Annotated in this window: 7 protein-coding genes and 1 pseudogene; 1 reads left to right on the plus strand and 7 read right to left on the minus strand. The window is 42.2% G+C overall.

From position 1 onward, the window contains the following. Positions 1 to 9 precede the first annotated feature (9 nt). The 3 genes and pseudogenes from N5O98_RS05385 to N5O98_RS27480 form a co-directional block, all read right to left on the minus strand. Positions 10 to 825: a glycoside hydrolase family 16 protein gene (locus N5O98_RS05385; protein WP_004307778.1), complete on the minus strand. Its 816-nt coding sequence runs from the start codon at positions 823 to 825 to the stop codon at positions 10 to 12. A gap of 774 nt (positions 826 to 1,599) precedes the next feature. After that, positions 1,600 to 5,571 (minus strand): hybrid sensor histidine kinase/response regulator transcription factor, encoded by a 3,972-nt coding sequence (locus tag N5O98_RS05390; RefSeq protein WP_004312240.1) that lies wholly within the window; start codon positions 5,569 to 5,571, stop codon positions 1,600 to 1,602. Positions 5,572 to 5,667: 96 nt separating this feature from the next. Continuing rightward, positions 5,668 to 5,853 (minus strand): annotated as a pseudogene (locus N5O98_RS27480) (helix-turn-helix transcriptional regulator); the annotation flags it as partial. A gap of 331 nt (positions 5,854 to 6,184) precedes the next feature. Between N5O98_RS27480 and N5O98_RS05395 the strand changes: the two are divergent. Then, positions 6,185 to 7,909 (plus strand): hypothetical protein, encoded by a 1,725-nt coding sequence (locus N5O98_RS05395; RefSeq protein ID WP_008646743.1) that lies wholly within the window; start codon positions 6,185 to 6,187, stop codon positions 7,907 to 7,909. A gap of 436 nt (positions 7,910 to 8,345) precedes the next feature. On the opposite strand, the gene N5O98_RS05400 is transcribed toward N5O98_RS05395, so the two are convergent. From N5O98_RS05400 to N5O98_RS05415, 4 genes are all read right to left on the minus strand, one after another. Then, on the minus strand, positions 8,346 to 10,748 hold the full coding sequence (locus tag N5O98_RS05400) for a glycoside hydrolase family 3 N-terminal domain-containing protein (RefSeq protein ID WP_004312243.1): 2,403 nt from the start codon (positions 10,746 to 10,748) through the stop codon (positions 8,346 to 8,348). A 263-nt stretch (positions 10,749 to 11,011) separates the two neighbouring features. Then, complete coding sequence (locus N5O98_RS05405) at positions 11,012 to 11,491, minus strand: pyridoxamine 5'-phosphate oxidase family protein (protein WP_004312244.1); 480 nt, start codon at positions 11,489 to 11,491, stop codon at positions 11,012 to 11,014. A gap of 84 nt (positions 11,492 to 11,575) precedes the next feature. Next, positions 11,576 to 13,732 (minus strand): ribonuclease R, encoded by a 2,157-nt coding sequence (gene rnr / locus N5O98_RS05410; protein WP_004312245.1) that lies wholly within the window; start codon positions 13,730 to 13,732, stop codon positions 11,576 to 11,578. A 240-nt stretch (positions 13,733 to 13,972) separates the two neighbouring features. Beyond that, a complete protein-coding gene (locus N5O98_RS05415) occupies positions 13,973 to 15,121 on the minus strand; it encodes an FISUMP domain-containing protein (protein WP_118160984.1) in 1,149 nt (382 codons plus the stop codon). Positions 15,122 to 15,127: the final 6 nt, after the last annotated feature.

A 15,127-nucleotide genomic window follows, 5' to 3' on the forward strand; every position in this document is an offset into this window, starting at 1 on the left:
TTAAGATTCCTATAATATTTTCACCCAGTCGATGTACATATTCACTTTCTGACCGTCTTTCAGACCCGTCAGTTTATTAATGTCGGTAATTCCTGTAAACGCACCTCCCACGGCGAGGTTGAACAGGATGTAGAAGTTGTCGTGGAAGTATGTGTTCGAGCTAATGTCGAACGTATGAAACTTGACGTTGTCGATGGATATTGTCAGGTTGTTTTCATCCCAATCCAGAGAGTAGGTGTGATAATTGCCGTCTTGCAGGCTGTTGGCAACATTGGCTTTGTAGTATTGCTGTTCGTGAGCCGCTGCGCTAGGGCCATAGTGAATGGCGGTGTTCACTTGTTTTTCCGAATCGCCCGCAGCCATTCCGCTCTGTTCTCCCATTTCCATAATGTCGATCTCCCCGCATGCCGGCCATTCTTTGTCGTTATCTCCCATCATCCAGAACGCAGGCCACAGTCCGCCGTTAGTCTTGGGAAGCTTGATGCTTGCTTCTATCTTGCGATACTTGAAACTCTTTTTCCCTTTTGAATTGATCCTGCCGGAGTAGATTTTATTCCCTTTGCGTTCGGCGGTAAGAATCAGAACCGATTTATCCCCGTCCTTTCCAACCGATACATGAGCGGCATCGTATGCCTGTAGCTCTTGATTGGTCCAACCGGGTTCATGAGTTTCTTTCGTCCATACTTTTTCGTCGAAAAAGTTGAAATCGTCTTTAAAAAGAATGTCTTGTGGATTTTCCTCCGGTTCCGTTCCAACAGAATCCGACGAACAGGATTGTTGCGCGAAGCAAACGGATAAAAATAGGAATAGTGCTACTTTTTTCATCGTTTTAGCATTTTAAAGGTTAAACGTAATATGTGCTTTATACTTGTAAAGCTTGGTGCAAAGATGCTAATATCCGGCTAAAACGATGGTCAGATTGCTGACATATTAGGTTTGATTGCTGACAAATCTGCTGATTTTTATCGAACGGACGTTATCTTACCCATTCTTTTTCGAAGATTGTTGCTATACAAGAATGAGGTAAATGATAATTTTGCGGAGTGCCCTGAAAGGGCTTAATTATATAGCGTAGGGCAACGCCCTACGTAAAAACGACAATCTGAATTTGCGCCCTGAAAGGGCATAATTGTATACGGTTCCGCCCTTTCAGGGCTTGTGGCTGGTGTGTTTTTTTCGTAGGGCGTTGCCCTACGCTATATAATTAAGCCCTTTCAGGGCACCCCAATAAATATATAATTGTAAGGCTTTCAGCCTAACTGCAAAATTCCCATTTAACCGATAAATTCTCATTTAAACGCTAAATTCTCATTTAACCGATAATTTCTCATTTAACTGCAAAATTCCCATTTAATTAAGAACGGTACGGAAATGAGGTAAACTCATACAATTATAATTCAAAAAAACTTCCGTAAACATTCTCAAGTATACTTATCACTATGAGAAAAAATACTCATAGGTATGAGAAGAAATACTCATTATAATGAGAACTTTTTCTCATTGCAGTGAGAATATACCCTTGTCAGAATAGGCTGAAACAGTTCATTACTGTACCGGAAACGAGCTAATTCTAATTCAAAACCGAACATGAATGGTTGTCTACTTCCCACTATATTTACTTGGCTGCATCCCGAATTGTTTCTTGAACAATGAACTGAAATACTTCGTGTTGACAAATCCGGTTTCGGCGGCGACATCGGTTACGCTTTTACCTTCTTTCAGCAGTTCGGCAGCTTTTTGTAGCCGGATGATACGGATAAACTCTTGCGGCCCTTTTCCCGTCAGTGATTTAAGGCGACTGTAGAATAGTGTCCGGCTCATTGCCATTTCATGGCACAAGAGATTGATGTTGAAATCGGGTTCATCCAAATGTTCAAGAACAAACCGGGTAGCTTGCATGATAAACCGGCGATCACCCTCGGCCATTGTTTCGCTTGCTGTCGTTACGTTTTTGTTGTCGATACTTTCATTGTTTTCATTGCTTTCATTGTCGTCACGTTTGCCGCCCGCCTCTACTTGAGCGATGGCTTGCCGCATGAAAAACTGCCGTTGCCTGTTTCGATTGTCAATCAATCCTTGTACTTTCAATTTCAGTATCTCTGTACTGAATGGTTTGGGGATATAATCATCCGCGCCTTTCTTCAATCCTTCCACTATTGCTTCGTGGTTAGCCTTTGCCGTCAGCAGAACGACCGGAATACCTGATGTGTCAGGATTTTCCTTGACCATTCTGCAAAGCTCGTCACCCCGTATGCCGGGCATCATGACGTCGGAGAGGATGATATCCGGATATTCATTGGCGAGACAGGCGATAGCTTCGTGTCCGTCGGCAACATCAATCACCCGATAGAGGTGCTCAAAGGTCTGGCGGAGGTAGTGACGGAGAGTTTCGTGGTCTTCTACAATGAGCAATGTATTCCGGTCGTCCGGAACTTTTATTTTATCCGTTTCGTGGCTGTTATTATCCGATGTGCCGGCAAGGTGTTCGAGGGATGATTCGTGCGACACGGGTTCGGCTACGGTGGTGGTTCGCGGCAATGTTACGATGAAAGTAGTTCCCTTGCCCTCCTCGGAACAGAAAGTGATTTTTCCATGCAGCATCTTTACAATGCGCTGCACCTGCAACAGTCCGAATCCGGTTCCTTCTTCCTGTGACTGCCGGGCATTTTCGGCTCTGTAAATATCGGAGAAGATGTGCTTCTTCGCTTTCTTCGGTATGCCTATTCCGTTATCTTTCAACGAAAGGATGGCTTTGCGTTTCGTGGCTTTCAAATCCAGACTGATTTCTCCCTGGGGCATGGTGTATTTGCAGGCATTGGAAAGAAGATTGTCGAGTAACATCTCTATCAGGTGTTTGTCGGCTGAAACGAAAACGGATTCGTTGGGTTGGGTCAGATTCAGTGTCAACTGCTTCTTCTCGCAAAAAGACCGGAAGACGGAGACTTCTTTCAGCAAAACTTCATTCAGACAAAGCGGAACCGATGAAGAGGATGGCTTGTGGGCGTCTACCTTTTCAAATTCGAGCAACTGTGTGATGAGCGAATGGAGTTTTCGGGTACTTTCATGAGCCAGATTCAGGTAATAACGGGCTTTGTCCGAGAGATCCTGTTCCCGGTTCAAATCCTCCAGCGGTGCCATGATAAGCGTTACCGGCGTGCGAATGTCGTGCGCCGTGTCGATGAAGAAACGTATTTTGTCTTCGTCGTATTTCTTTTGGAGTTGGTTGCTCTTATAGCGCAGGATGAAATAGAAAACGAAGCCTATTATAAATAGGTAAATAGTCCAAGCCCACCACGAGTTCCACCATGGCTGGCTCACTTTCACTTCTAAGGTGCTTTCGGAGATTGTCTTTCCGTCGCTGCGCCGCAGGCTGCGCACCTTAAAAAGATAAGTGCCCGGCGATACCTTGGTGTAGGATGCCTTGCCCTCGGCAGACGGTTTGCTCCAGTCATTGTCATACCCCTCTAAAATATGCTGATAGACAATATCGCGCTGGAAACGATAGTTGATAGATTCAAAAGAAACGGTAAACGAGTTGTATTTATAGCCGAGCCGTACCGCACGGTCGGCAAGCATATCATGGATGGCGGGTCTCAACGATTCTTCTTCCTGGACGTTTTGATAATCAACCGTCAGTCCCGTGAAACGCAGGAGCGTCCAGTAGTCTACGGTTGAAATGTCGAGTGGCATGATAAAGACAGCACCATCCGTGCTGCCATACACGAACTCGCCGTTCATCAACCGGGCAAATGAGGATTTGTTATATTCCTTGTCTATATTGCCCGCATAGTTGAGGTTCGACACGCGCAGGCTGTCTATCAAGGCAATTCCTTTTCCGGTGCTGACCCACAAGCGTTTCTTGTCGTCTCGCTGCAAACTATATATATCGTTGGACGGCAATCCCTCTTGAACAGTGAAAGTCTTTACCGTCCGGTTTTTCATGTCATATAGATTCAATCCTCCCCCTTCGGTTCCCAGCCACACGGTTCCGTCGTCATTGAACAGCATAGAGATGATATAAGCACTGACATTCTGATTGTGAAATTCCTGGGAATTGGCATAGTGCTGTATATTCCCTGTATGTTTGTCCACCAGGAAGAAACCATTGACGGTAGCCACCGCTACCCGGTTTCGGTCGATAGGTTCAATGGATTGTACCCAATTCACGTCGAAAGACCGTCTGCTGCCTTTTTCTTTTTCAAACATGATCAGGCATCCGTCCAGACCTCCTATCCATAAGTCTCCCTCCATGTCTTGTCTGACGGAGAAAATATAATTGGTGGTCAATTGCCCTTGTTGCTTGGTGAGATGGCGTAACACGCGTCCGTTGTTATCCAGTAGATACACTCCGTCTCCGTACGTTCCTACCCATACGTTCCCATTTCCGGATGTGCAAAGAGAAATGGTTACGATTTCTTTCAGCACGTGTTTCCAAGTGCCTGACAAGGTGTTTCGGATGCTGATTCCATCATCGGTAGCGAACCATTGGTTGCCATCCGGATTTTCTTCGATATCATTCACGTTGTTGCTGATGAGAGAATGGGTATTTCCCTTTTCGTGTGCTAATATCGAAATGGGATGTTTCAGCAGGATAGCCACGGATACGCCTCCCGTATAACTACCTATCCAGATGTTGCCCTGGTCGTCTCTGGTTACGGCATATATGCCGTTTCCGCGCAGGTAAGTATCTGTGTCATCTTTGGTATTCATCAGTAAACGGGCTTTCTTGGTGTCCTTGTCTATCGCATACACACCGCCACCGTCTACGCCTATGAGTATGGTATGTACATCATAGTCTGTAATTGCCCGTATCGGATGAAGGAACGTGCTCCCTTGTCCCTCCAGCGCAAGCACTTTGGAAGTGTCGAGGTTCATCACAGACAAACCGCTGCCAAATGTGCCTATCCAGAGTTCTTTTTTCGGTTTGTCGCAGAACAATGTTTGTACATTCCACCCCTCCAGCAGCTGGCGTTTCTTATCCGGCAGGGTGTGTGACAGTTGCCAGACTCCGTTAGAAGTACCCACAAAAAGCGACTCGCCGGCAAATGCGATGTCGTTGACATATTGTCCTTTCAGTACGGCAACTATACGATGGTCCGCTTCTTGCTTGTATAGTCCTTTATCCGCCCCCATCCACCAGGTTCCGTCACTATCCAAACAGAGTTTGTTCAAGATGACTTCTTCCTGAATCAATTGTCCCAGGTGGAGGACTTGCTCAAAATGATCCAGGATGGTGGAGTATCGGTAAATTCGTCCGGTATGGTCGTAGGCAAACAGTCCTTGTTGTGCGTCGTACAATAAGTAAAGCCTGCGTCCGGCAAGATCACCATAATAGAAACTGCCCGGCAAATCATAGTTCTTTACCGTATGACCGTTGTATCTGTCTATTCCGGTTTTTGTAGCAATCCACATCGCACCGTCTCCATCCTCGACAATCGAAAAAACGCGTTGGCTACTAAGGCCTTCTGCATAGCCTACATGCCTGACATCGAACATCCGGTTGGTCAGTTCGGCTTTGACAGCTATGCTTATCATTAGTAGTAAGGTGATAACAAGATTAAAACGAACCATATTCTTTTAATTGTTGACATTACAAAGATAAAGTTTCTTTAGAAAATCCCAACAGAATAGGGGTGTGAAATTAGAAGGAATATTCAGTAAATGTTCCTATGTAAAGTCAATCAGAAAATCAACAAGATTAATATTTCCGGGAATGGCAAGTTTCTTTCTTATTCGATAACGGGCTGTTTCTACCCCACGAATAGTAAGATTGGTGAACTGCGCAATATCTTTGGTCGATAGATTTAGCCGTAACAGTGCACAAAATCTCAACTCACTGGCTGTGAGACTGGGAACTTAAAAAAGTATCTTTTTAAAGATTTATATCCGATTTTTTATAAGGAATGATTGAAAAAATAGAGAGATAAAGTTTGTCGATATTGGGCAAAATTGTATATTTGTCAGGTAACTATTATTTGATTATGATGTTATCTTCTTATAGTTTTTAATTAGTCTTGAAAACGTATAAGGATAAAGCTAATAATGAAGTTCATGTATTGAATATGTTAATTCTCGTAAGTGTTGATGATAGAGATATAATTGTGAAAAATGATTGGTGTTACATATTTAATATATTGAGATATAATGTATTTCTATAGAGTAAAACCTTTTAAATTTTATTATTATGAAACATGTATCTATTTTCTTCGTTATTTTATCTGTTTTTATTAATTATTCATGTACAGATGAAAGTCAAAACAATTTGTTGGATTTAGAAGTTAATGCATCGGCAATTACTAGATCATTGGCCCCTCCAAACTTTGAACAAGATTGGGAAAATCAAACATCGATTCAACTGACTGATAATAAGGTTGTTGATTTGCCTTGGGTTGAATATGCTCCTACAAGTATAATTTATGATATAAGGATGGACATAAAAAAAGAAGATGGATGGGTGTTCTTGAGTACTCCAAACAAAGATATTGGCAGTGATTATTTGATTTTTTATAATAAATATACCGGGATTTTAAAGGTGTTTTATTATAATCAGAATTCTTTCTTAAGTAATAATGCTGTTTGGGAATTTTTTGATGAAAGATTTTATGGCTATTTTAATCAGGGAACTACATTCACAGCGCCATTGGATCGGGCTTCTATTCAGCGTGTAGGTGTCAATTGTTTGAGCAATAACACCACCCTGGGCATTGACAGAGGTTGGAATTGTTTTCAGATACCGCTAACTTATACAGGAAAAACAGACGGGGGGATCAATGTTTATTCAAAAGTGTTAAATATCTCAGAACTAACTATTACAGGAAATTACAAAGACACAACAACAGGTACTATTATCGAAGATCATTATTCCTCATCTCCAAATCTTTTGCAAAAAGGTGCAAATACCATTGTAAAGGCGGGAGGAGATGCAGCTGAAAAATGGGTGAAAGGAGAGGCTGAAAAGGCTATCAATAATTCTTCATCTGGAATTTTAAAAAATGTAGGAAATGTAGTTGCTGGTGGACTGGCTGGATTAGCAAAGGGAGGAGTTTCAGGATTGATAGCTGGAGGATTGAACGCTCTCTTTGGATCATTTCTTGGTTCGAAGAAGGTTAATGAGCCCACTATACAAACGGTTGAATTATCTACCAATGGAACTATTGATTTAAAAGGACAGATGATTGGTAATAGCTCGATTCCGGTATTGCCTTTGACTGCTATAAAATATGATGAAGGATTTGGGGCCTGGAATTTAACATCTGCACCAATATTAAATATAACAGGAACTTATCATGAAATAACGGCTCGACCAGATATTGCTTCTGCATATAATTGCAAATATTCTGGGAAATATTATAGTTTATCGTTTCATCCAACATTTAATGTAGTTATTAATCCAGCCATAGCAGATGAAGTAACTTATAAAGTTAGTTCTAATGTTGTCGAATTTGAAGGAAGTGAATGGGATACTCAATTTAAGGATTATTATAATAGAACCCCTAATCCTTCTTATACAGGAGTTTATGTTTATATACCAAGTAAAAGGTCTGGATACGATTTTACTCCAACGGTTATTCAGGATGAGAAGAAAGGCACAAAGGTTAAGTTTGCATCTTATTACGAATATCCGATTGTTATAGGTGATCCTGATACTTATATTAATGGTTATTCTACATATGCAGGGACTTTCAAGTTATATTCTAATACTATATTCTCATATATGTCATCTTATAATCGTACTGAAGTCGATGCTTTTCCCCGCTCAATGTGCAATATGTGTTTAAATGGTAAACCTGTATTGTATGTAGCGAATCTTGGGGTTAATGTTACTGTTACTATGACTGTGAAGAGTACAGGGCAGGAAATAATATCTAGTAGAACATATATACCGGAGTATAATATAAAATTTAAATAAGAATTTTCTCTGAATATTGTATGTGATTCATTTCATTTGCAAATACTTTCTATAGGTATGTATAGAAGATTTGTGTTTTTTATTTGTTCTTGTTTTTTAGAGAAAGTGTAAAAAGCTTGTTGCATTATTAGTTTACTGTAGGGGCAACGTTAGTTGCCACTACAGTAATATATAAATAGTCTAACGTTCTGGAATACCAAACGCTTTTATTGCAGCATTGTTAGATCTGATAGCCAATTAATCCAGTCAAAAGTAGAAGTCGTTTTCTTCCTGTGGCAGTAAAATCATCTATAGTTGATATACAAAACAGATATAGCAATTTTATTAAGCATAACTTATAAAGATGCCGGTTTTATTTGTTTTATTAAGTATAACTTATAGCTCTATCCTAATTGGCGAAAGAGAAATAAAAGCAATGTGACTGTCTTGGATTTATTTATTGCACTTCGAAACTCCCCTTCAACCGTATATCCTGTGAAGAAGCTCCCACCATCACCGAGAAACTTCCCGGCTCTACCGTGAACCGATTATTCTTGTCCCATAATCCCAAGTCTTGAGGAGTAAGGGTAAAGTTGACAGTTTGTTCTTCTCCCGGTTGCAAGTGAATACGTTCAAAACCACGCAAAACTTTATCGTAGGTGGTAACGCTGCTGAAATCATCCCGGATATAAAGCTGGACTACTTCATCCCCTGCTTTCTTTCCTGTATTCTTTACAGTACATGAAAGAGTGATATTTTCCTGCGGACCGATCACCGGTTTAGATATTTTCAAGTCTGAATATCCGAAGGTCGTATAGCTTAAACCATATCCGAAAGGATAGAGCACACCGTCTACACGGACTTTTCCTTTGGAGTCAGAGCCCGGCTTGAATGGGAATGCAAAAGGAATCTGTCCCACTGATTTCGGGAAAGTGACAGCCAGACGTCCTCCCGGATTATAGTCTCCGAAAAGAACTTTAGCGATGGCATCCCCCATAAATTCTCCGGGGAACCAGGCATGGATAATGGCAGGAACGTATTTGTTTGCCCAGTTGATGGTTGCTGCTCTTCCGTCCACCATCACTAGAACGACAGGTTTACCTGTTGCATAAACCGCTTCCAATAATTGTTGCTGACGTCCGCAGAGGTCAAGATTGGTACGTGAGAACTCTTCCCGAACCGTTTTCTCATTTCCACCCAGTACAAGAATAGCGACATCCGAAGCTTTTGCTAATTCTACCGCTTCATGAATCATCGCCTGCTCTTGTGTATCTAATGGAACATTGTACAGTTCGCTCTCCGGGAAATACTTATCAATAATATCACAGCCTTTAACATAGCGAACTTCCGAGTTAGGCAGATATTCTTTGATTCCCTGATATACAGTCTTAATAGACGCATTGGCGGGACCATATCTGCAAGTCAACTCCTTCACTTCTTCCCCATTCGGACCAATCACAGCTATTTTGCTGAAGTTCTTGGATAACGGAAGCATCTGATTCTCATTCTTCAAAAGAACGATGGACTCTAAAGCGGCTTTCATAGATACTGCTTTATGAGCGTCGTTGTGTACCACTGTCTCCGGACGACGGTCATCACCGGGATACGGATTATCAAAAAGTCCCATCATAAACTTGACACGGAGAATTTCACCGACACGTTGATCGAGCGTGTGCAAAGAAACTTTGCCTTCGTTGATAGCACGGCGCAACGGGAGAATAAAATCTTGTGGCGGAGTAAAGTTAGTACGGATATTCAATCCTGCATTGACTACTTGTGCTGCCATCTCTTCTTCAGTCGGAGTGATACGATGTTTGGTATGCAGAAACTCTACCGCCTCACTATCCGATACTACATATCCCTTGAATCCCCATTGCTGACGCAGAATCTCCGTGAGGAAATGATAACTTCCGGAAACAGGCTCCCCGTCATAATCATTATACGAACTCATCACCCCTAGAGCACCCGCTTCCTGAATACCTTTGCGGAAAGGTTCCAGATAAAGAGTCTTCATCTCACGCGGGGCCACGTGCGGATCAGTACGCGTACCTCCGTCACGTCCACCGACCGGAATACTGTAAACGGCAAAATGTTTCGGAGTAGCAACGATACCTTCATTTTGCAGACCGAGAATCATCTGTTTTCCCAATTCGCCCACCAGATAAGGATCTTCCCCATAACTTTCCACCACACGTCCCCAGCGAGGATCTTGTGCTATATCCAGAATAGGAGAATAAATATTGGTATATCCCAATGCTTTTGCCTCATCTGCAGTGACTTTCGCAATTTCCCGGATCAGTTTTTTGTTCCACGTGGCACCTTGCCCGCATTGAGCGGGAAACATGGTAGCCCGGTCGTGACATAATCCGCGTATTCCTTCATTGGTAAAGTCCACCGGAATACCCAGTCGTGTCTGTTCCATAAACCAGCGTTGAATGGTGTGTCGGTTCTTTACGCTGTTGGCATACGGATAGGAGATTTCAGAACCGAATTTACCCAGTCCGTTCGCCTGCTCATCAATATTTCCGATACCGTCCTTCCAAATTTCCGCTGACCATCCGGCAGTAGGCCATGCATCTTTCAATACCCGTCCCGAACCGTAGAGAGTAGCCATCTGACAGGTTTTCTCTTCCAGTGTCATTTGCGAAAGCAAATCCGCGATGCGGGCTTCGATAGGAGCGGAGGGATCTTCGTATACATCCTTTATACCGTTTTTATTGAAGTCGATCCAGGTCTTTTTGTATATGTCCTTTGAGTTGTTGCCGGATTTGTTATCAGTAGGTTTGTTGTTTGCCGAGATACTTCCGGAGTAGATACTTCCGGCAGATACTAACAGGGCGAGACATAGCAGTTTCTTCATAATCTATTTTTTTGCAAGAGTACTTATCTATTTTATTTATGTTGCAAGTATACAAAAAGATTTTGATATGAGAGGATAGAATAGTCTTTATAATCACCTTTACCCTCACACCTGTAATGCCGATGGATAAAGAGATACAGACAATGGTGAGGGTGTGAGGGTAAAAGTGATCTAAACTTTTGTTTAGAGAAATTAGTTTGGAAATACTCTACAATGCTTGTTGAATACTCTACTCAAGTATTGTCGAAAGCCGGAAAACCGCTTCATGGCTTTTCGTTGGCTCGCAGACCGAAAACTTTTCCTGTCATCTGATCGATACGTACTTGCCATACTTTGACATTACGTACCGCAGGATCGGAATAGTTGAACTCACTATCCGTGTAATGACGCATGATAATATCCAATGCACGGCGTTTCTCATCTATTTCTTCGATGAATTCTACTTGCCCCCGACACATCGCGCTTTCCGAACGCATACTGTAACTGCAGGCTACCTTTTCGTGTTGGTAGACAAGTTTATGTCCAACGCTGAAAGTGATGCATACATTATTATTATGTTCCAGCATCTCCAACTTGCTGCCTTCAGGACCCGAATGAAGATATATGATGCCATTCTCATAACCGAAGTTCATCGGAACTACATAGGGATTACCTTCCAAATCAGTAATGCCTACAAAACAGGCATCGCAATGGAGAATAATGGATTCGATTCGTTGTTTATCTTCAATAATGACAGTTTTCATAATGGCTGTTTGGCTTACCACAGAGGACACGGAGTACATGAAGTCTTTTTACTTCCTGATTTCTTAGTGTACTCTGTGGTGAATTTACTTTTCTATTAATTCAAAATCCAATTGTTTCTTTTCCAGATTAGCACGAGCTACCCGAACAGTAATAGCGTCTCCCAGACTGTATATTTTGTTTTTGCGGCGTCCGCGAAGACAATAGTTCTTCTCGTCGAATTCGTAGTAGTCATCATCCAGATCACGAACAGGGACCAGACCTTCACATTTGTTTTCGTTCAGTTCTACATAAAGTCCCCACTCGGTTACGCCGGAGATTACACCGTCGTAAATCTGCCCCAGACGTTCGCTCATAAATTCCACCTGTTTATATTTGATGGAAGCACGCTCGGCATTGGCTGCAATTTGTTCCATGTTCGAGCTGTGGTCGCAGAGGTCTTCGTACTTAGCTTCGGATACGCTGCGTCCTCCGTCCATATACTTCGTCACCAAACGGTGTACCATCATGTCCGGGAAACGGCGGATGGGAGAAGTAAAGTGAGTGTAATATTCGAATGCTAGTCCGTAGTGACCGATGTTATGGGTTGAGTAACGTGCTTTCTGCATGGCACGGATGGATACGGTTTCTATCAGGTTCTCTTCTTTCTTTCCGTGTATGTCGTCCAATAAATGGTTGATGGATTTTGAAATATCAGTCTTCGTTCCGCTTGTACGCACTTTGTAGCCGAAGCGGGCGATGAACTGTGACAAGTTCTCCAACTTCTCCGGATCGGGCAGGTCGTGGATACGGTAAGGAAGCACTTTGGCTTTCTTGTTCTTTGGCACACATCCTATCTTTTCTGCTACGGTCTTGTTAGCGAGCAACATGAATTCTTCCACCAGTTTATTGGCATCTTTTGACTCTTTGAAGTAAACGCTGATTGGTTTTCCTTTTTCGTCAATTTCGAACTTCACTTCGTAGCGGTCGAAGTTGATGGCTCCTGCAGAGAAGCGTTTTTCGCGCAGTGCTTTGGCAATCGTATCTAACGTGAGTACTTCTTCTTTGAAGTCTCCTTCTTTTGTTTCTATGATTTGTTGTGCCTCTTCGTAGGTGAAGCGACGGTCGGAGTTGATAACTGTATGTACGATACGTGAGTCTCTGACTTCTCCTTTTTCCGTAATATCGAAGATAACGGAGAAAGCTAGTTTTTCTTCGTTCGGGCGGAGTGAACAAATGAAGTTACACAGCCGTTCGGGAAGCATCGGGATGGTACGGTCTACCAGATAAACGGAAGTTGCCCGCTTTTCTGCTTCCTTGTCGATGATGCTGCCTTCTTTTACGTAATGTGTCACATCGGCAATGTGTACGCCTACTTCCCACAATCCGTCCTTTAGCTTGCGGATGGAGAGTGCGTCGTCAAAATCTTTGGCGTCTTTCGGGTCGATAGTGAAAGTTGTTACCTTACGAAAATCTTCGCGTTTGGCAATCTCTTCTGCTGAAATCTCGGCAGGAATCTTGTCCGCTGCTGTCTCTACTGCTTTCGGATATACATACGGCAGACCGAACTCCGCAAGAATTGCGTGCATCTCTGTGGTGTTGTCGCCAGCCTGACCTAATATATCTATTACTTGTCCGATAGGATTCTTTGCCTTGTCCGGCCATTCGGTTACTTTCACGATGGCTTTATCTCCGGTCTTTCCACCTTTCAGCTTGTCTTTCGGGATAAAGATGTCATTGGCAAGTGTACGGTTTTCCGTCACCAGGAATGCATAGGATTTAGCTACTTCCAGCGTGCCGACGAAAGTATCGTTGGCGCGTTCCAGTATTTCTATCACTTCTCCTTCTGCTTCTCTGTTTTTCCGTTTGGCATAGAAGGCAATCTTTACTTTGTCATTGTTCATAGCATGTGCCGAATTACGTTCGGCTACAAATATCGGTTCGCCTCCTCCTTCAGGAATGAAGGAATTCTTACCATTGCTTTTCCGTTGGAAAGTGCCTGTCATCTCCGTTCCATGATTGTTGAGACGGAACTTTCCTTTCTCTACTTCAGAAATATAATCGTCAGCTAAAAGGTCATGTAATATATCGACGCATAACATTTTTTGCGGATGGGTAGTGAGACGCAGTTCTGAAAAAATATATTTCATACTTAAGGTCTCGCTGGATTTGGCATGGAAAAAGTCTATTAATAACGCTGCCAGCTCTTTCTTACTCATTCTCTTGCCGGCCTTTTTCTCTTTCTTTTCTTTCTTTTTTGCCATAATGTAGTCTTTTAAAATATCTAGTTACAAAGATATATAATAAAATGGAAGAACATTCAGAATTTGTTTTATTTCGTGATATTGGATATCGACTAATTATATGTTTGAGTGAGTTGATAACTAGGTGTAAAAAGATATATTAAAAGGGAAGCATATCTCCCGACATACTTCCCTTATCTTTAAGAGAGAATTTATTAATTCTGTAATGAACTAATTGATAAATGTTTATCTATAATATAGTTAATCTTTTACGCAACGTACTGAAAGGCCACGTTTTACTTGTATTCCTCCTTTATCAGAAGAATAACCTAACCCATAACTCATATTACTGAAATATACAGTTCCTGCTCCGTAAGTAGCTTGGTCTGTGCTCCAAAAGTCTGTTCTACTCTGTGACTTAGGCGTTTCAAAACTTCCGCTCTGATAACATTGTCCGGCAGGTATAACATTAAAGCCATAGGTGTCACGTGGACCTTTAGCGAGATCAGGATTTTCATCTATCATGCCGGATTCTCCCCAACCGTCAGCATCCAGTTTTCCTGTCAATGCTGACCAGACGTTTTTACAGTCTTTATCGGAGTATTTATTTCCTTCATCATCTGTCCATACATTACCTTCAACTGGTGCTAATTCATCTGCAACAAAACTTTCTAGTTTTTTCCACTCTGCTTTGCTGGGTAGATGCCATCCGTTAGGACAGATTCCTTGAATGCCGCTTGGTATGGCATCCGCATTTCCACCGGTTGCGTTCTTTTGGTTCATAGCGGCATACCAATTATACAAGACTCCGTATGTCTTGTATTCTTTCGTGGCTTTAGCTGCATTTACATCTTTGCCATCATAGTTGAAAACAAAATAGAGCGGATCTCCATCACTGGTAGCGGCATCTTCCGGTTTGCTAACTGATGGTAAATAAGCCAAGTTCTCTGCCATCCATATTTGTTCACCAATTGTAACAATTTTGTATTCATGATTATCCCGTGGGTCAATCATCTTTCCTTCTTCCGGTTCTGGGGTTGGTTCGGTCTTTTTTAGTGTGACATTTACTTCACTTGTCGCCATGGCACCTTGATCGCCTTTGACGGTCAGTTCAATTTTTAGTGCTCCTACGGCTTGACTGGCTTCGAATGTGTATTCATAACTAAATGGAACGGAAGTTACTTCTGAAATTTGTTTGTCTCCGATTTTAAGAGTAACATTCGATATTTGACCAATGTCAACAGTTGCTTCTCCTTTGATTGTCATCTTTTCAGCTATGTCTATCGTTGCTCCTTCGGTAGGAGAAGATATGGCACATGTTACATGTTGTTCTGGAGCGGGATCATTGTTGTCATCACCGCAAGCCGTTAGTCCTAAGACTAAAAATAAAAGGAATCCTAACTTCTTCATAATTGT

This window comes from Bacteroides sp. LFL-34, assembly GCF_027257075.1.
GTDB classification, from domain to species: Bacteria; Bacteroidota; Bacteroidia; order Bacteroidales; family Bacteroidaceae; genus Bacteroides; species Bacteroides ovatus.

What these genes read in the sequence shown, in the direction of transcription:
- N5O98_RS05385 (WP_004307778.1), bottom strand. Translation starts at nt 825, where the DNA reads ATGAAAAAAGTAGCACTATTCCTATTTTTATCCGTTTGCTTCGCGCAA.
- N5O98_RS05415 (WP_118160984.1), bottom strand. Translation starts at nt 15,121, where the DNA reads ATGAAGAAGTTAGGATTCCTTTTATTTTTAGTCTTAGGACTAACGGCT.
- N5O98_RS05395 (WP_008646743.1), top strand. Translation starts at nt 6,185, where the DNA reads ATGAAACATGTATCTATTTTCTTCGTTATTTTATCTGTTTTTATTAAT.
- N5O98_RS05405 (WP_004312244.1), bottom strand. Translation starts at nt 11,491, where the DNA reads ATGAAAACTGTCATTATTGAAGATAAACAACGAATCGAATCCATTATT.
- N5O98_RS05400 (WP_004312243.1), bottom strand. Translation starts at nt 10,748, where the DNA reads ATGAAGAAACTGCTATGTCTCGCCCTGTTAGTATCTGCCGGAAGTATC.
- rnr (WP_004312245.1), bottom strand. Translation starts at nt 13,732, where the DNA reads ATGGCAAAAAAGAAAGAAAAGAAAGAGAAAAAGGCCGGCAAGAGAATG.
- N5O98_RS05390 (WP_004312240.1), bottom strand. Translation starts at nt 5,571, where the DNA reads ATGGTTCGTTTTAATCTTGTTATCACCTTACTACTAATGATAAGCATA.